General features: G+C 64.3%; 14 protein-coding genes and 1 pseudogene. 2 read left to right on the top strand and 13 right to left on the bottom strand.

The genetic code is table 11. The annotated features are described in order from the left end of the window. Positions 1-322: 322 nt before the first annotated feature. From ahcY to QO014_RS09395, 6 genes are all read right to left on the bottom strand, one after another. Positions 323-1726 carry an adenosylhomocysteinase gene (gene ahcY, locus QO014_RS09420; protein WP_266348422.1) on the bottom strand — a complete coding sequence of 468 codons (1404 nt, stop codon included), beginning with the start codon at positions 1724-1726 and terminating at the stop codon, positions 323-325. Positions 1727-1841: 115 nt separating this feature from the next. Continuing rightward, the gene (locus tag QO014_RS09415) at positions 1842-2129 is read right to left on the bottom strand and encodes an HPr family phosphocarrier protein (protein ID WP_266348421.1); all 288 of its coding nucleotides are present in this window, start codon (positions 2127-2129) and stop codon (positions 1842-1844) included. A gap of 13 nt (positions 2130-2142) precedes the next feature. After that, positions 2143-2544: a PTS sugar transporter subunit IIA gene (locus QO014_RS09410; RefSeq protein WP_266348624.1), complete on the bottom strand. Its 402-nt coding sequence runs from the start codon at positions 2542-2544 to the stop codon at positions 2143-2145. A gap of 165 nt (positions 2545-2709) precedes the next feature. Then, on the bottom strand, positions 2710-3177 hold the full coding sequence (locus tag QO014_RS09405; protein ID WP_266348420.1) for an HPr kinase/phosphorylase: 468 nt from the start codon (positions 3175-3177) through the stop codon (positions 2710-2712). Then, on the bottom strand, positions 3174-4964 hold the full coding sequence (locus QO014_RS09400; protein ID WP_266348419.1) for a sensor histidine kinase: 1791 nt from the start codon (positions 4962-4964) through the stop codon (positions 3174-3176). The genes QO014_RS09405 and QO014_RS09400 overlap by 4 nt, the downstream gene beginning before the upstream one ends. 31 nt (positions 4965-4995) lie before the next feature. Further along, complete coding sequence (locus QO014_RS09395; protein WP_266348418.1) at positions 4996-5700, bottom strand: response regulator transcription factor; 705 nt, start codon at positions 5698-5700, stop codon at positions 4996-4998. Positions 5701-5974: 274 nt separating this feature from the next. On the opposite strand from QO014_RS09395, the gene QO014_RS09390 reads away from it, so the two are divergent. Beyond that, positions 5975-6706, top strand: coding sequence for a HugZ family pyridoxamine 5'-phosphate oxidase (locus tag QO014_RS09390; RefSeq protein WP_266348417.1), 732 nt, complete (start codon positions 5975-5977; stop codon positions 6704-6706). A 260-nt stretch (positions 6707-6966) separates the two neighbouring features. Next, positions 6967-8571, top strand: a complete 1605-nt coding sequence (locus QO014_RS09385) for a phosphoenolpyruvate carboxykinase (RefSeq protein WP_266348416.1) — start codon at positions 6967-6969, stop codon at positions 8569-8571. Between the two features lie 58 nt (positions 8572-8629). Here the strand turns inward: QO014_RS09385 and QO014_RS09380 are convergent, their stop codons facing one another. From QO014_RS09380 to QO014_RS09350, 7 genes and pseudogenes are all read right to left on the bottom strand, one after another. Further along, complete coding sequence (locus QO014_RS09380; protein WP_307257917.1) at positions 8630-9571, bottom strand: Acg family FMN-binding oxidoreductase; 942 nt, start codon at positions 9569-9571, stop codon at positions 8630-8632. Positions 9572-9919: 348 nt separating this feature from the next. Then, a complete protein-coding gene (pnp, locus tag QO014_RS09375; protein ID WP_266348415.1) occupies positions 9920-12055 on the bottom strand; it encodes a polyribonucleotide nucleotidyltransferase in 2136 nt (711 codons plus the stop codon). Positions 12056-12249: 194 nt separating this feature from the next. Further along, positions 12250-12531: pseudogene (gene rpsO, locus QO014_RS09370) on the bottom strand (30S ribosomal protein S15); the annotation flags it as partial. Between the two features lie 333 nt (positions 12532-12864). Then, positions 12865-13791, bottom strand: a complete 927-nt coding sequence (truB, locus tag QO014_RS09365) for a tRNA pseudouridine(55) synthase TruB (RefSeq protein WP_266348413.1) — start codon at positions 13789-13791, stop codon at positions 12865-12867. A gap of 4 nt (positions 13792-13795) precedes the next feature. After that, positions 13796-14230: a 30S ribosome-binding factor RbfA gene (gene rbfA, locus QO014_RS09360; protein WP_266348412.1), complete on the bottom strand. Its 435-nt coding sequence runs from the start codon at positions 14228-14230 to the stop codon at positions 13796-13798. A gap of 236 nt (positions 14231-14466) precedes the next feature. Then, positions 14467-17220: a translation initiation factor IF-2 gene (gene infB, locus QO014_RS09355; RefSeq protein WP_266348411.1), complete on the bottom strand. Its 2754-nt coding sequence runs from the start codon at positions 17218-17220 to the stop codon at positions 14467-14469. Next, a complete protein-coding gene (locus QO014_RS09350) occupies positions 17217-17924 on the bottom strand; it encodes an RNA-binding protein (protein ID WP_266348410.1) in 708 nt (235 codons plus the stop codon). The genes infB and QO014_RS09350 overlap by 4 nt, the downstream gene beginning before the upstream one ends. Positions 17925-17949: the final 25 nt, after the last annotated feature.

Here is a 17949-nt window from a genome sequence, read left to right as displayed (position 1 = left end):
CCCTCCCGATTTCCTGCGATGCCAAAGCATGCAACAGGCCCTTCCGCCGTCTGAGTAATGAAATCGACCCGTTCTCGGCGCCGACTACGAACTCCGGCATCTCGCGAATCACCCTAATGTAACGGTTCGGGGATTCGTGTGTGAAGTCGATGACGACGAGAAAAAGGCCATGCGAAGGGGCTCCGCATGGCCTTGGATTGTCAGTCAATCATGGTTAATCGCCAGTTAAGATTGCAAGCGATCAACATGTTGAGTTATGCGCCGTTGGCGGCACGACGGGTTGTAGACAGTGCGCGCGGCACACTGCCCACAGAATCTTCGATCAGTAACGATAATGTTCCGGCTTGAACGGACCAGCCTCGCCGACGCCGATATAGGCCGACTGCTTCTCCGAGAGCTTGGTGAGCTTCACGCCGATCTTGTCGAGATGCAGCGCCGCGACCTTCTCGTCGAGGTGCTTCGGCAGGGTGTAGACCTTGTTCTCGTACTGGCCGGGCTTGGTGAAGAGTTCGATCTGCGCCAGCGTCTGATTCGTGAACGAGGCCGACATGACGAAGCTCGGATGGCCCATGGCATTGCCGAGATTCACCAGACGACCCTCCGAGAGCAGGATCACGCGCTTGCCGTCGGGGAACTCGATCTCGTCGACCTGCGGCTTGACGTTGTGCCACTTGTAATTGCGCAGCGAGGCAACCTGAATCTCGCTGTCGAAATGGCCGATATTGCAGACGATGGCCCGGTCCTTCATCGCGCGGATATGGTCGATCGTGATGACGTCGACATTGCCCGTCGCGGTGACGAAGATGTCGGCGCGGGGCGCGGCGTCTTCCATGGTGACGACTTCATAGCCTTCCATCGCCGCCTGCAGCGCGCAGATCGGATCGACTTCCGACACCATGACACGGCAACCGGCATTGCGGAGCGAGGCCGCCGACCCCTTGCCGACATCGCCGAAGCCGGCGACCATGGCGACCTTGCCGGCCATCATGACATCGGTGCCGCGGCGGATGCCGTCGACGAGCGATTCACGGCAGCCATAGAGATTGTCGAACTTCGACTTGGTGACCGAGTCGTTCACATTGATGGCCGGGAAGAGCAGCGTGCCCTTCTTCTGCATCTCATAGAGGCGATGCACGCCCGTGGTCGTCTCTTCCGTCACGCCCTGGATCGACTTGGCGATCGTCGTGTACCAGCCGGGCTTGTGCTTCAGGCGGCGCTTGATCGCGGCGAAGAGGACTTCCTCCTCCTCGTTCTCGGCCTTGTCGAGGAAGGCGGTATCGCCATTCTCGGCACGAAGGCCAAGGTGAACGAGGACGGTGGCGTCGCCGCCATCATCGAGGATCATGTTGGGAACGCCGCCATCCGCCCATTCGAAGATGCGGTGGGTGTATTCCCAATAATCCTCGAGGCTCTCGCCCTTGATGGCGAAGACCGGGGTGCCGCCATCGGCGATCGCGGCGGCGGCATGGTCCTGCGTCGAATAGATGTTGCACGAGGCCCAGCGGACATCGGCACCCAACGCCTTCAGCGTCTCGATGAGGACGCCGGTCTGAATCGTCATGTGCAGCGAGCCGGCGATGCGTGCGCCCTTCAACGGCTGCGAAGGCCCGAATTCCTTGCGGACGCTCATAAGGCCCGGCATCTCGATCTCGGCGATGTCGAGTTCCTTGCGGCCCCAATCGGCGAGCCCGATATCCTTGACGACGTAATCGTGCGCAGCAGCCATCTGTCCTGATCTCCGTTTCCTTGTGTGTCGCGCTTATAGCGGAGACCAAAAGAGCCGGCAATCAGGATATAAAGATATCTTTATGTGATGGCGGAGCCGGCAAAGAGACCCGGCGCTATTCTTCCTCGCCGAAGCGATCGCCGACGAGCTTCGCGATGGCGGCCAGAGCCGCCTCGGCTTCAGGTCCCGTCGCGGTCACGCGGATCGACGAGCCGATGCCGGCCGCGAGCATCATCAAGCCCATGATCGACGTGCCGCCGACGGTATTCTGGTCCTTTGACACGGTGATCTCCGCGTTGAAGGCGTCGGCGCATTGCACGAACTTCGCCGAGGCGCGCGCATGCAGGCCGCGGCGATTGATGATCGGGAGATCCTGGAAAAGCTCGGCCTCGGTTGCGCTCACGATGCGGACCGCCCTATTGCCCCGCGAGGACCTGGCTCGCGACGTTGATATATTTCCGTCCCGCCTCCTGCGCGCCGGCAATCGCCGCGGCCAAAGGCTTCTCGACGCGCACGCTGGCGAGCTTGATCAGCATCGGCAGGTTCACGCCGGCGATGACCTCGATCCGGCCGGCTTCCATGACGGAAATGGCGAGGTTGGAAGGGGTGCCGCCGAACATGTCGGTCAGCAGGATCACACCACTGCCATCGTCGACGCTTTGAACCGCCTCGACAATATCCTGGCGCCGACGCTCCATGTCGTCTTCGGGGCCGATCGCAATGGTCTCAATCTGGCTTTGACGGCCGACCACATGCTCAAGGGCGGCACGAAACTCGGTAGCGAGTTGGCCATGGGTGACAAGGACGAGCCCGATCATGCCCTTTGAATACCTGTTGTTCTCTTGACCGCCCCAAAAATAAGGCGATGTGGTGATCCGGACCCAGGTTCCCCCGGCGGAAGGGCCAAGCCCCTCCAAGCGGCGCCATCTTGACCGAACAATGCCGCAACGCAAGAAAAAAGCGGAACAGGGATCGCGATAATTTTACCGATCATGAAAATTCCCCGCCCAACTGGCGAGCGCGGCGCGAACGCGAATCCAGCCATCTGCTTGACCGATCGGGAGAATCAGGCGCGGCAGAGCGGCTCCAGCGATGATCGTCTCCATGTCTTCCGCGCCGGGCAGGCGTGGACAGCGCTCGATCGGTTCGAGATCGACGACGAGGCTGATCGGCTCCGGCGAAACATAGGGCAACCGCACAATGCCCTGCCCGCGGATCTCGATCAATCCGGCAATGGTCTCCGGCGCCGCGGCATAGAGCCGGCCGGCCTCGGCGGTCACGATGAGGCGATCGTCGGAAATTAAACGGTTCGTCAGGCGATCGGCCATCAGCAGGGCGAGCACCAGCGAGGATTTGCCACTCCCCGAAGCACCCCGTACCAGGACGCCCGCGCCGTCGACGCGAGCGGCGCTGGCGTGAAGCGTGGCGGGCGGGAGCGAGATAGCGGTCATGCGTTCGATGCTCCCGGCAGGCGGACGGTGAAACGCGCCCCGAGGATGACCGCTCCATCATCCTTGCTGGCCTTCGTCTTCATGCGATTCTCCGCCCAGATGCGGCCGCGATGCGCTTCGACGATCTGCTTCGAGATAGAAAGGCCGAGGCCGGAATTCTGGCCAAAGGCCTCCTGCTCGGGCCGATCGGTATAGAAGCGCTCGAAGATGCGCTCGACCTGTTCCGCGCGAATGCCGGGGCCGTCATCGTCGATGACGACTTCGACCGAAGCGGCGCTGCGCCGCAACATCACCCTGACCGTGCCACCCGGCCGGCAGAACGAACGGGCATTGTCGAGCAGGTTGGTAAAGACCTGGCCGAGACGGCTGTCATGGCCGAGCACGACATAGGCATCGTCCTCATCCGTCTTGGCGATATCGAGCACGATGTTCGGCCCGTCGGCCGGCGCCGTCTCGCGCGCAATGGTGACGACCGCCTCGATAATGCCGGCGACATTGACCGGGACGGCATCCTGGCGCGCGAGTTCCGCGTCGAGTCGCGAAGCATCTGAAATATCACTGATCAGGCGATTGAGCCGCTGCACGTCGTGCTGGATGATCTCCGTCAGCCGTGCCTTCGACGCCGCGCTCTTGGCGAGCGGCAGCGTCTCGACGGCGCTCCTGAGCGAGGTCAGCGGATTTTTCAGTTCGTGACTGACATCGGCGGCGAAGCTCTCGATCGCCTCGATCCTGTTGAACAGCGCCGCCGTCATCTCGCGCAGCGCCAGCGAGAGATGGCCGATCTCGTCCCGGCGCGATGTAAAATCGGGAATCTGCGGGCGCGAGGTGACACCGCGTTTCACCCGGTCCGCGGCGTCGGCGAGACGACGGAGCGGCGCCGCGATCGTGCTCGCGAGCAGGATCGACAGCACGACCACGACGGCGGCCGAAACGAGGAAGACGCGCACGATCGCCATGCGCTCGTTGTGCACGATCGCGTCGATATCGCCGCCCTGCGTCGAGAGCAGCAGCACGCCGAGAACCGAGCGATAGCGCTGGATCGGCACGGCGACGGAGACGATCAGTTCGCCGCGCTCCGTGATGCGCACGATCGAGGACGGCCCGCCATCGAGCGCGGTCGCGACCTCGGGATAGCCCTTGCCATTGGCGCCGGCGAGCTCATGGTAGATCGGCAGGTCGTCGCGCTGCAGGCGCACCTTGATCCACTCCCAGACCCGGTCGAAAAGCGCCGGCTCGTCATCGGTGGGAGAGGGCAGGTCGAAGCGCAGGATCTGGCCGCGCGAATAGAGATGGCGCGAATCGAGCACCAGGCTGCCATCGCGATCATAGATGCGGGCGCGGGTGCGCGTCGGCGAGATCAGGCGGCGCAGGACCGGCGCGACGCGTTCCGGATTGATCGGGAAATCGAGGCCTTCCATGGCGCTGTCGGCCGGGTTGAGGCTCTCGCCGGCCTGAAGCTCCAGGAGCTTGTCGGGATCGATCGAGAGGTTGTTCGTCTCGACGGTCGCAGAGGCAGCGATCGCGCCGGCGATGATCTCGCCCTGGGTCAGCAGGCTTTCCAGCCGCGCGTCGATCAGGCCGGCGCGAAACTGATTCAGATAGAGGATGCCCGAGACGAGGACGATCAGGGCTGCGAGGTTGAGGATGATGATACGACGCGTCAGGCTCGAAAAGGCGTGGATGCCGATCGAACGCAGGCCGCGCGAGGCCAGCCGTCGCAAGTGCCTGAGCCGCGTGCGGCGGGCCCAGCTCCGCGTCGGCTGCTGCTCCTCGATGCTGATCGTCATCCTCTCAACTCGGCCTCGCCCGACGCGTGCGTCAGGCCTCCTTGAAGCGGTAGCCGACGCCGTAGAGCGTCTCGATCATGTCGAAATCATCATCGACCGCTTTGAACTTCTTCCTGAGCCGCTTGATATGGCTGTCGATGGTGCGGTCGTCCACATAGACCTGATCGTCATAGGCCGCATCCATCAGCGCGTTGCGGCTCTTGACGACACCGGGACGCTGCGCGAGCGCGTAGAGGATCAGGAATTCGGTGACCGTCAGCGTCACGGCTTCGCCATTCCAGGTGCAGGTATGGCGCTCCTGGTCCATCGAAAGCGCGCCGCGGTCGAGGTTGCGGGCCGCATCGGGCACCTTTGCGGTGGGCGAGGCGTCGCGCGGCTGGAAGCGGCGGAGCACGGCCTTGACCCGCTCGACCAGCAGGCGCTGCGAGAAGGGCTTCTTGATGAAATCGTCGGCGCCCATCTTGAGGCCGAAGAGTTCATCGATCTCGTCATCCTTGGAGGTCAGGAAAATGACGGGCAGGTCGGTCCGCTGCCTGAGACGGCGCAGCAGCTCCATCCCGTCCATGCGGGGCATCTTGATGTCGAGGATCGCGAGATCCGGCAGCGTCTGCTGGAAGCCATCGAGCGCGGAGGCGCCGTCCGTATAGGTCTGGACGCGATACCCCTCCGATTCGAGCGCTATGGAGACGGACGCGAGAATGTTGCGGTCGTCGTCGACGAGAGCAATCGTCGGCATGAAATGGCATCTCCCGGTTATGGGCGTTCCGCTTCTCTCATCCGGCAGGTGGCGGCGACGCGTCGGCGCGCCACGCATTCTACCGGCTGTCGCCTTAAGGTCGCAGGATTACGCGGAAAATATGGCGCTGATCTTATCGGGTTTCGGCGGGATATGCCAAACATACCGACATGCGGGCTGGGAAGCGGACCGAAAACGGCCATGCGGGGGTGAAGACAGAATAAGTTGATCGTGATAGTCATCTTTAATTTTCCAGCTCCGACGAGGCGATGACATGCTCGACGACAAGCCCTTTGACCCGGTGGCCACCGGCCGTTCCATCATGCGCGGCGCGATCGCGGGCAGCCTCGGCACGCTTGACGCCAACGGCAATCCGTTCGTTACGCTCGCGACGGTCGCTACCATGCCGGACGGCCGCCCCGTCTTCGCCCTCTCCGACCTCGCCGTCCACACGAAGAACCTGAAGAACGATTCCCGCGCCTCGCTGCTGCTGGTGGCGCCGGGTGGCGAAACGGGCAATCCGCTCGCCGGCGCCCGTATCACGCTGACCGGCACGATCGAGCGGACCGAGGACCCGATCGCCCTCTGGCGCTATGACACGCTGCATGGCGGGCCCGGCGGTCATTCGAGCTTCAAGGATTTCAACCACTATCTGATGACGATCACCGGCTCTCATCTCGTCGCCGGCTTCGGCCGCATCGCGCAGATCGCGCCAGAAGACCTGCTGGTCGACATTTCCGATAGCGCCGACCTGCTCGAGAACGAAAAGATGGTCGTCGAGCACATGAACGACGACCATCTCGATGCGATCAGCCTCTATGCGGAGAAACTGCTCGGCCTGCCCGCCAGCGACTGGAAGATGACAGGCTGCGATCCCGACGGGGTCGACCTGATCTCGAAAGCCGGTCGCGCACGGCTCTCCTTTCCCACCCGCGCCACCTCGGTTGCAGCCGCGGGAGGCCACCTGAAGACCTTCGCCAGGGACGCACGATCGGCTGGCGTTTAATATTGATCTAAAACTAAATGCGTTCGGCATTTATTTGACGGTCTAACTATTTGGCTCAATTGCGTTGTTGCTTGGCTGCTTCGATCTAAATCGATTTTAGTCGTCGCGGCCGAGCAATCGGGAACGGTTTGACTTGCGATTCCGAATTCCGATCCTCTAGGCTTAATCCGTCGGGACAGACCCGGCAGATCCGGCGCCATGCGCCAAGAGCCCAGCCGAGGTCCTGCGAGCGACGCGGACCTCTCAGAGGAGAAGACCCTGTGACCGAGACCGGCATTCGGAACCCTGCCCTTGGCGCCGAGCAATTCGGGCTGAAGTGGCTGGCCGCTCTCTATTGGAATTACGGGGCACCAGCGCTCTATGAGGAAGCGCTGCGCCGCGGCGAAGGCGTCGTCACCGCCGACGGTGCACTCTCTGTCGAGACAGGTGTCCACACGGGACGTTCACCACAGGACAAGTTCGTCGTCCGCGATGCGCTGACGGAAGATACGGTCTGGTGGGACAACAACAAGCCGCTGGCGCCGGCCCATTTCGACACGCTCTATGCCGACATGCTCTCGCATGCCGCCAACCGGCAATTGTTCGCGCAGGATCTCTATGGCGGCGCCGATCCGGCTGAGCGGGTCAATGTCCGCGTCTTCACCGAGAAGGCCTGGCATTCGCTGTTCATCCGCAACCTCCTGATCCGCCCGGATGTCGAGGCGCTCAAGAGCTTCGTACCGAAACTGACGATCCTGGACCTGCCGAGCTTCAAGGCGAGCCCGGAGCGGCACGGCGCGCGTACCGAGACCATGATCGCCTGCGATTTCAGCCGCGGCATCGTGCTGATCGCCGGCACGTCCTATGCGGGCGAGATGAAGAAGGCCGTCTTCACCTATCTGAACTTCACGCTGCCGCCCAAGGGCGTCATGCCGATGCATTGCTCGGCCAATGTCGGCCCCGCTGGCGACACGGCGATCTTCTTCGGCCTCTCCGGCACCGGCAAGACCACGCTTTCGGCTGATCCGAAGCGCACGCTGATCGGCGACGATGAGCATGGCTGGGGACCGGACGGCATCTTCAATTTCGAAGGCGGCTGCTACGCCAAGACGATCAAGCTCTCGGCCGAGGCCGAGCCGGAGATCTTCGCGACGACCAAGCGCTTCGGCACCGTGCTCGAGAATGTCGTTCTCGATCCGATGACGCGCATTCCCGATTTCGACAATGGCTCGAAGACGGAGAACACCCGCGCCGCCTACCCGCTCGACTTCATCCCGAATGCGAGCCCGACCGGCCGTGCCGGTCATCCCAAGGCTATCGTCATGCTGACCGCCGACGCATTCGGTGTCATGCCGCCGATCGCCAAGATGACGCCGGCGCAAGCGATGTATCACTTCCTCTCCGGCTACACCGCCAAGGTCGCTGGCACGGAAAAGGGCGTGACCGAGCCGCAGGCGACCTTCTCGACCTGCTTCGGCGCACCCTTCATGCCGCGCCATCCGGCCGAATATGGCAATCTGCTGCGCGAGTTGATCGCCGAGCACGACGTTCCCTGCTGGCTCGTCAATACGGGCTGGACGGGCGGCGCCTTCGGCACCGGCCGCCGCATGCCGATCAAGGCGACGCGCACCCTGCTCGCGGCCGCACTCGACGGCTCGCTGGCCAGCAGCCGCTTCTATACGGATCGCAATTTCGGCTTCCAGGTCCCGACGGACGTCCCGGGCGTCGAGCCGCATCTCCTGCATCCGCGCAAGACCTGGCAGGACAAGCTCGCCTATGACGCGCAGGCGGCCAAGCTCGTCGGCATGTTCGCGAAGAACTTCGAGAAGTTCGAGCGTCATGTCGATCAGGATGTCGTCTCGGCGGCTCCGGGCATGGTGGCCTGATCCAGCGATCTCCCGTAATGCCATCGCCCCTTTCCCCGACAGGCGGAAAGGGGCGATTTCACGTCAGCGCCGAAGGGATGATCACGGCGTCCACGGCGCGGCGCAGTGAGCGCGGCATGTCCGGGCCATAGCCAAACCTGACGACGAGATCGGCGCGACGGTCGCCAAGACCGAGAAGCGATGCCAGTTCGCGTCGCATGGCCGGCACTTCGACGGCCTGGTTGACGAAGGACTGCTTCAGTCCGAGTGCGGTTGCCTGCAGCAGGAAGCGCTGGCACGCGCGGCCAGACTGCGCCCAATGGGCGGGATCGTCCTTCTCCGAAACGAAGATGGCGAGACCGGCGGATGAGCGCATCTGCCGCCTGTATTTCTCATTCTCACCATCGACACCGAACGCCAGATCGAACAGCACCCCGCCGAGCCATGTCGGCAATTGCGGATTTCCGCTCGCTGCACTGAAGAGCCCGTCGCCCGTTGCCATCGCTTGGCGCGGATTGAAGCGCAGCCAATGCTTCAGTTCACGAATGAAGGCCGGATCGGCCATTTGCGCGGTATTGCCGGCAACGACCAGATCCGAGACGGCCGCGACCCGGGCCGGATCGGTCACGAGCATCAACTCGACGCCCGGCAGCCTCGACACCGCCGCCAGCGCGTCCAACGCCTCCGACGAGACTTCGCCGCCGGCGAATTCCGCCCGGGTCGAGCGCCGCCTCGTGATTGCGCCGAAGAGCGATGATTCCGCCGGCGCCGCGTCGACGAAGTCGAACAGCATGCGGCCGTCACCTGTCGCATCAAAACTGACCTGCCCGGGACGACCGGCCTCTGCAGCGCTGATCGCCAGCGTCTCTGCAGCGCAGCCGAGACTGACGAAGAGGTGGTGGTCATCCGGATCGACGACGGGTGTCCGCCTTGAGAAGTCCGGCTGGATCTCGATCCGGCTTGCGCCGAGCAGAAAGCGCCATGGCTGGGTGTTGTGGCCGTTCGGCGCGAGGGTCGCCAAGCGGATGAGTTCCCGTTCTGTGGCCGGAATCGGCAATGGCGCGCGTTGCATCGATGCGGCGGTCTCATAGTCCGCCATGGTCCCCATGCCGACGACGCTGGCCGCTGCGGCGCCACCGGCAGCGACGGCAACACCACCCCCGGCCGCCGCCAACCATTGTCGTCTCGTCAACATCATCCGCCCCCAAGGCCACGCGATTTCGCATCATGCGCGATCAACGCGCGTGATGGCCTTGATATCGGTCAACGGCCGCGCGCCGCCGGCCAATGCCATCTCGAATCCAAGAAAAAAGGCCCGGCGATCACTCGCCGGGCCTTCGATGCTACGAAGCAGACTGAAATCGGCCGATTACTCGGCGACGGCTTCCGCCTTCTCCTGCTTGATCTCTTCGCCGGTCGTCTGGTCGACAACCTTCATCGAGAGGCGAACCTTGCCGCGCTCGTCGAAGCCGAGAAGCTTGACCCAGACCTTGTCGCCTTCCTTGACGACGTCCTGCGTCTTCGCAACACGCTGGTTGGAGAGCTGCGAGATGTGAACGAGGCCGTCCTTGGCGCCGAAGAAGTTCACGAAGGCGCCGAAATCGACGGCCTTCACGACGGTGCCCTGGTAGATCGCGCCGACTTCCGGCTCAGCGGCGATGCCGCGGATCCAGTTCAGCGCGGCGGTGATCGCCTTGCCGTCGGACGAGGCGACCTTGACGGTGCCGTCATCGGAGATGTCGATCTTGGCGCCGGTCTTCTCCACGATCTCGCGGATGACCTTGCCGCCCGAACCGATCACTTCACGGATCTTGTCGGTCGGGATCTGGATCACTTCGATGCGCGGGGCATGCTCGCCGAGCGACGGACGCGCCGAGGTCAGCGCCTTTGCCATCTCGTCGAGGATATGCGCACGGCCGCCCTTGGCCTGCTCCAGCGCGACCTTCATGATCTCCTCGGTGATACCGGCGATCTTGATGTCCATCTGCAGCGAGGTCACGCCTTCCGACGTGCCGGCGACCTTGAAGTCCATGTCGCCGAGATGATCCTCGTCACCGAGAATGTCGGAGAGGACGGCGAAGCGCTCGCCTTCGAGGATCAGGCCCATGGCGATGCCCGCCACCGGCCGCTTCAGCGGCACGCCGGCATCCATCAGCGACAGCGAGGTGCCGCAAACAGTGGCCATCGAGGACGAGCCGTTCGACTCGGTGATCTCCGAGACGACGCGGATCGTGTAGGGGAAGTCGTGATGCAGCGGCAGGACCGGGTGAATGGCCCGCCAGGCCAGCTTGCCGTGGCCGATCTCGCGGCGACCGGGCGAACCCATGCGACCCGTCTCACCGACCGAATAGGGCGGGAAGTTGTAGTGCAGCATGAAGGTCTGCTTGAAGGTGCCCTCGAGCGCGTCGACGAACTGCTCGTCATCGCCCGTGCCGAGCGTCGCGACGGCCAGAGCCTGCGTCTCGCCACGCGTGAAGAGCGACGAACCATGGGCGCGCGGCAGAATGCCGACTTCGGCGACGATCGGACGAACGGTCGTCAGGTCGCGGCCATCGATACGGCTGCCCGTGTCGAGGATGTTCCAGCGCACGATCTTGGCCTGGAGATCCTTGAAGACGCCGGCGACCTTCTCCTTGTCGAAGCGGGGCTCCTGGCCTTCGGGGAACAGCGCAGCCGTGACCTTCGCCTTGGCGGCGTCGACGGCGGCATAGCGATCCTGCTTGACGGTGATCTTGTAGGCTTCGCGCAGGTCCTGCTCGGCGATTTCGAGCACGGCCTTCTCGATTTCCGAGACGTCCTCGGTGACGACGTCGCGCGGCTCCTTGGCGGCCTTCTCGGCCAGCTTGATGATCGCGTCGATCACGGGCTGAAAGCCGCGGTGACCGAACATGACGGCGCCGAGCATGATCTCTTCCGAGAGTTCCTGCGCCTCGGACTCGACCATCAGCACCGCATCCTGCGTGCCGGCGACGACGAGATCGAGCTTGGAATTCTCGCGGCTATCGACCTGCGGGTTCAGGACGTATTCGCCGTCGATATAGCCGACGCGGGCGCCGCCGATCGGGCCCATGAAGGGCAGGCCCGAAATGGTGAGGGCTGCGGAGGCAGCGACCATCGCCAGGATGTCCGGATCGTTCTCGAGATCGTGGCTGAGCACGGTCACGACGACCTGGGTGTCGTTCTTGTAGCCTTCGACGAAGAGCGGACGAATCGGGCGGTCAATGAGGCGCGAGGTCAGCGTCTCGTGCTCGGACGGACGGCCTTCGCGCTTGAAGTAGCCGCCCGGGATCTTGCCGGCGGCAAACGCCTTTTCCTGGTAGTTGACGGTCAGGGGGAAGAAGTCCTGGCCGGGTTTCGGCGACTTGGCGCCGACGACGGTGGCGAGAACGGAGCTTTCGCCGTAGGTGGCGAGCACAGCGCCGTCAGCCTGGCGAGCGACCTTGCCGGTCTCGAGGACGAGCTTGCGGCCGGCCCAATCAATCTCGACGCGTTGAACATCGAACATGGCAGTTCCTTTCATGCGCGGATACGCCAAAGGAGCCATGAGCAAGACGGCGAGAGGCTCTCATCCAAAGCTGGAAAAAGGCATCCGGCGATCCTGCCATGGCTCGACCACAGATCCGCGGCTCTTTGCGCGGCAGCCCCATGCCGCCGCGCCATACGGCGTCTTTCAAGGACAGGCCTTGCGGCCCGCCTTTCTCAGCGACGCAGGCCGAGGCGCTCGATGAGCGACTTGTAGCGCTGCTCGTCGACCTTCTTGACGTAGTCGAGAAGGCTACGACGCTGGCTCACCATCTTCAGCAGGCCGCGACGGGAATGATTGTCCTTCGCGTGGCTCTTGAAGTGCTCGGTGAGATTGGCGATGCGCTCGGAGAGCACAGCAACCTGCACTTCCGGCGAGCCGGTGTCGTTGGCGCCGGTCGCGTATTCCTTGATCAGTTCAGCCTTGCGGGCAGCAGTGATCGACATCGGGGACCCCTTTCATGGGTTTAGGTTCCGGCAACGCGCCGGAGCGCTTGATGATCCGGCCGATCCGCCATCCGGAAACGCCCGAAAGCTCCAGCGCAATGCCGGAGGCTCGAACGGTCACGGCTTTGAGGCAGCTCGACCATTCCTGACGGGGCGGAGTCATCCGCCGCGTTTGCCGTCTCGTCGAAGGCCAATGCCGGGATGTCGTCCAGCAAGGTCTTCGCTCCATACGACTTTGCCCGAAAGATCGACCGATCTTCCGGGAGCGCGCGACATATGCCTCAAGAGCGCGCCAAAGACCAGCGGAAAGTTGCGCCGCCAGCGCATCCGACGGTTGCAGCGCCGTCAGACATCGCCGACAAACACACGCAGCGGCTGGAATTCGCCGCGCTCGACTGCTCCGATAGCGAGCAACGAGCCGCCGACGGTCGCATAACAGGTCTCGCCATGGGCGGGTGCATCCCGGCCGCGCAGCAGCACGCTCTGGCCATTGCGGATCCGGAAGGCATCGTTCTCCGAAAGGCGCAGTTCGGTCAGCTCGGCCAAGGCGCGCTCGACCGGCTGCATCCAGCGGTCGCAGCCCTCGGAGCCCGTTTCCTCGTGCTCGGCGCGCAGATCGTCGAGCTTGACCATGGAGGCCTCGTCGAACGGCCCGACCAGCAGGCGGCGGAGATTGACCACATGCCCTCGGACACCGAGCCGGCGCCCCATATCGCGCGCCAGAGCCCGAACATAGGTGCCCTTGCCGCATTCGGCGGCGAAGACGGCCGTATTCTCGTCGGGCATGTCGACCAGTTCGAGCCGGTGAACCTGGATCGGACGCGCCTCGAGCACGACCTCCTCCCCGTCACGCGCGAGGTCGTAAGCGCGCTCGCCATCGATCTTGATCGCGGAGAAGGCCGGCGGCGTCTGCATGATCTCGCCGGTGAATTCGGGCAACAGCGCCTCGATGGCGGCCCGGGTCGGCCGCGCGTCGGAGAGCGCCACCGTCTGGCCCTCGGCGTCGTCGGTGGTGGTTTCCTCGCCCCAGCGGACGGTGAAGCCATAGATCTTGCGACCGTCCATGACATAGGGAACGGTCTTGGTGGCTTCGCCGAGCGCGATCGGCAGGCAACCGGTGGCGAGCGGGTCCAGCGTGCCGGCATGCCCGGCCTTCTGGGCGCCGAACAGGCGCTTCACGACCGAGACGGCCTGGGTCGACGTCATGCCGAGCGGCTTGTCGAGGATCAGCCAGCCGGAAACGGGCCGGCCCTTCTTCTTGCGCTGGTTCATGGGATCAGTCTTCGTCGGGCTCGTCGGCGACGGGCGGCGTCTCGACATCCTGCCGGACGATCGGGTCGGAGCGGAGCAGCGCGTCGATGCGCGCGCCTTCCTCGAACGAGGTATCGACCCTGAAGCGCAGATCGGGCGCGAATTTCATGTTGATGCGGTGAGCGACCTCACCGCGAAGATATTTGCGGTGCTGGTCGAGTGCGGCGACCACGCCCTCGGCATTCTTGCCGCCGAGCGGCATGACATAGGCCGTCGCGATCTTGAGATCAGGCGAAAGCCGCACTTCAGGCACAGTGACGATCACGCTTTCCAGCGCCGGCTCGCGCAGTTCACCGCGCGCCAGAATTTCGGAAAGCGCATGGCGGACGAGTTCGCCGACGCGCAACTGGCGCTGCCCTGGCGTGCCGATCTTCTTGCCGTTGGAGGCCGTTCTGGCCATGGGAAATTCTCCATCCTGGCCCCGCATGGCGGCAGCCCGCCGGATTCGGACCGGCGCGATTATATTCCGGATCAATCGGCGAGGCGCCCGGTGTCGAAATGTCCCGAGGACACAGGAGAGCCATGCCCAACCCTGCCGACAGCAACCTCAGCCAAAGCGATGGCATCGTCCAAAACTGCTCTTCCCGATCCTGCCCGAAGGGCGAGAAACGGGAAGAGAAAGAACGATAGCCGATCCTAGAGCGACCGCTTGATTTCCTCGACGCGGTAGCACTCGATCGTGTCGCCGGCGCGCATGTCTTCGTATCGCTCGAAGGCCATACCGCATTCCTGGCCCGCCGGCACTTCCTTGACTTCGTCCTTGAAGCGCTTGAGCGTCGACAGCTTGCCCTCGTGAATGACGACATTCTCGCGGATCAGGCGAACATTGGCGCCACGCTCGACCGTGCCATCCGTGACACGGCAACCCGCGACCTTGCCGATCTTGGAAATGTGGAAGATCTCCAGGATCTGCGCATTGCCGAGCATCGTCTCGCGCCGTTCCGGCGTGAGCAGGCCGGACATCGCCGCCTTAACGTCATCCACGAGATCATAGATGATGTTGTAGTAGCGGATCTCGATGCCGTCGCGCTCCGACACGTCGCGCGCCTGCTTGTTGGCGCGAACGTTGAAGCCGATGATCGCCGCATTGGATGCAGCCGCCAGCGTGACGTCGGACTCGGTGACGCCACCGACACCCGAATGGATGATGCGGGCGCGGACCTCGTCGGTGCCGAGTGCGTCCAGCGCGCCGGCGATCGCCTCGACCGAGCCCTGAACGTCACCCTTGATGACGAGCGCGAACTCCTTGAGGCCAGACGACTGACGCTGGTTCATCATTTCCGTCAGCGAACCGCGCGCCGTGGTCTGCCGCGCAACGATCTTCTCGCGCTTCTGGCGGGCACGGTAGTCGGCGATCTCGCGAGCACGCGCTTCCGTCTCGACGACCGCGAAGCGATCGCCGGCATCCGGCGCACCCTGGAAGCCGAGCACCTCGACCGGCATGGACGGCGGCGCCTCGGAGACCGTCTGCCCCCGATCGTTCAGGAGCGCGCGGACGCGGCCCCATTCCGAACCGGCGACGATGATGTCACCCGGATGCAGCGTGCCACGCTGGACGAGAACGGTCGCAACCGGACCGCGGCCCTTATCGAGCTTGGCCTCGATGACCGAACCCTCGGCGACGCGCCGCGGATCAGCCTTGAGGTCCATGACTTCCGACTGCAGCAGGATCGTCTCGAGCAGCTTGTCGAGATTCTCGCCCGTCTTGGCCGAAACCTCGACGTCGAGCGTCTCACCGCCCATCGATTCCACGAAGATCTCGTGCTGAAGCAGTTCGGTCCGCACGCGGGTCGGGTCGGCATCCGGCTTGTCGATCTTGTTGATCGCCACGATCACCGGCACCTTGGCGGCGCGGGCATGGTGGATCGCCTCGATCGTCTGCGGCATGACGCCGTCATCAGCGGCAACGACCAGCACGACGATATCCGTCGACTTCGCACCGCGCGACCGCATCGCCGTGAACGCGGCGTGGCCAGGCGTGTCGATGAAGGTGATCTTCTCGCCGTTCAGCTCGACCTGGTAGGCGCCGATATGCTGCGTGATGCCGCCGGCTTCGCCCGAAACGACATTGGTCTTGCGCAGCGCGTCGAGCAGCGACGTCTTGCCGTGATCGACATGGCCCATGATGGTGACGACCGGCGGACGGCGAACCAGCTCGGAATCGGCCTCGGCCGTCGCGAACAGGCCTTCCTCGACGTCCGAATCCGCCACGCGACGAACCGTATGGCCCATATCCTCGGCGATCAGCTGCGCCATATCGGCGTCGATCACGTCGGTGGCCTTCAGCATCTGTCCCTGCTTCATCAGGAACTTGATGACGTCGACGGCGCGTTCGGCCATGCGGTTGGCGAGATCGCCGATCGAGATCGTCTCCGGCAGGATGACTTCGCGAGAGATCTTCTCACGCGGGCCCTGCGCCATCTGACGAGCGCGTTCACGCTCACGGCGGCGGCGGACCGATGCCAGCGAACGCTCACGCTCGCTATCGTCGAGCGCGTTCGAAAGCGTCAGGCGGCCACGCGGCTTGGCGTCTTCCTTCTTGACCGGCTTGGGATCGACAGCCTTCGGACGCTTGGTCGTCGAAGGACGCAGACCACCCGAGCGATCTTCCTCGTCATCCGGACGGCCGGGCGTGCGGGCCGTAACGCCGGGCGGCGCCGTGCGCGAGGTCGGCTTTTCGGTCGCGTTCGGATCGCGGACATTCGGGGTCTGGCGAGCCGACTCGTTGACGGTCGGCGTCGTCCGAGCCCGTGCGGGTGCCGGCGGCGTGGGATTCTCGGCCTCGCGGCGGCGCGCAGCCGCGTCGGCACGCTCCTTGGCAGCCGCTTCGGCTGCATGGCGGGCGTCTTCCTCGGCCTGGCGAATAGCGGCTTCGGCACGCTCCTTGGCGAGACGAATCTCCTCCTCGGCGCGGCGCTTGGCCTCTTCCTCGGCGCGACGGCGTTCCTCGGCGTCACGGATGCGGGCATCCGCCAGCGCCTTGGCACGGGCATCGAGCTCGTCGCTCGACAGCTGACGCAGAACCATGCCGGAGCGCGACGGCTGAGACCGCTGCTGCTGCGACGGCGCGGGCGTGGGCCGTGTCTGGGTCGGAACCTGGGTCGACTGGATCGTGCGCGTCTGCGACTGCGGATTGGTCGGACGCGGCGCCGGAGCAGCCGGGGCCGTTGCGCCCGCGCTCGACGTTGCCGGTGCAGCCGTGCCGGTCGCCGGCGCGTCAGCCTTGCCGGGGATCATCACCCGCTTCTTCTTCTCGACGACGACGGTATTGGTCCGGCCATGCGAGAAGCTCTGCCGGACGGTTCCGCGCTCGAGGTCGCGGCCCTTCAGGCTCAGCGTTTTCTTGGCGCCGCCAATATCCTTGTCGCCGCTATTGCTCGTATCGTTCATTCGGTCTTCTGTCCTGCGGGTAGTGCGCCGGCATCCGGCGCGTTCGTCTCGGGCACTTCCGGCGGTTCGATCGCGCGGCCGTCGTCGCCAATGCCAACAAGCCCGTCTTCTCCCAGAAAACGGGCGAGCGCGGCGACACGCTCTATCACATTTTCGCTCGCCCGGCCCGCGAGCAGAGCAGCATGTATCACATTTGACCGGCCCAATGCCAAATCCAATTGCTCCGATCGAAAGATACGGATGATCGGCACGGCATCGGCCCTTCCAAAGCGGCGCTTGAGCGCCGCCTCGATCTTTGAACGGCCGTCCCCGGCCGCTTCCGTCGCTTGCACGAGTCCCACAACGGGGTCACGCGCGATCGCTGTCTCAACCTTCGCGAAGCCGGTGACGATCTCACCGGCCTTGCGGGCGAAGGAGATCGCGCCAAGCGCCGCCTCCTCCAGAAGCGTTTCGACCCGCGCCGCCAGTCCGGGCTCGACCTTGACCTCGGCCTTGAAGCCACGCCCAAACAGACGCTTCTTCTCGGCCGTGGCAACCATGTCGGCCCGCGCCGTGACCCAGACACCGCGTCCGGGCAGGCGATGGCGCAAATCGGGAACCACCTGCCCCTCGGGATCGAGGACGAAGCGGATCAATTCATCGGACGGCATCGCCTCGCGGGTGACGATGCAGCTTCGGGTCGTCGGCTCGTTCTTGCGCGGCATGCCTACCTCCGCGACGTCCGAACGC

The organism is Kaistia dalseonensis (assembly GCF_030814715.1).
Lineage (GTDB): Bacteria > Pseudomonadota > Alphaproteobacteria > Rhizobiales > Kaistiaceae > Kaistia > Kaistia dalseonensis.
Note: the sequence above shows the minus strand (reverse complement) of the source record. Positions and strands in the feature narration are given on the sequence as shown.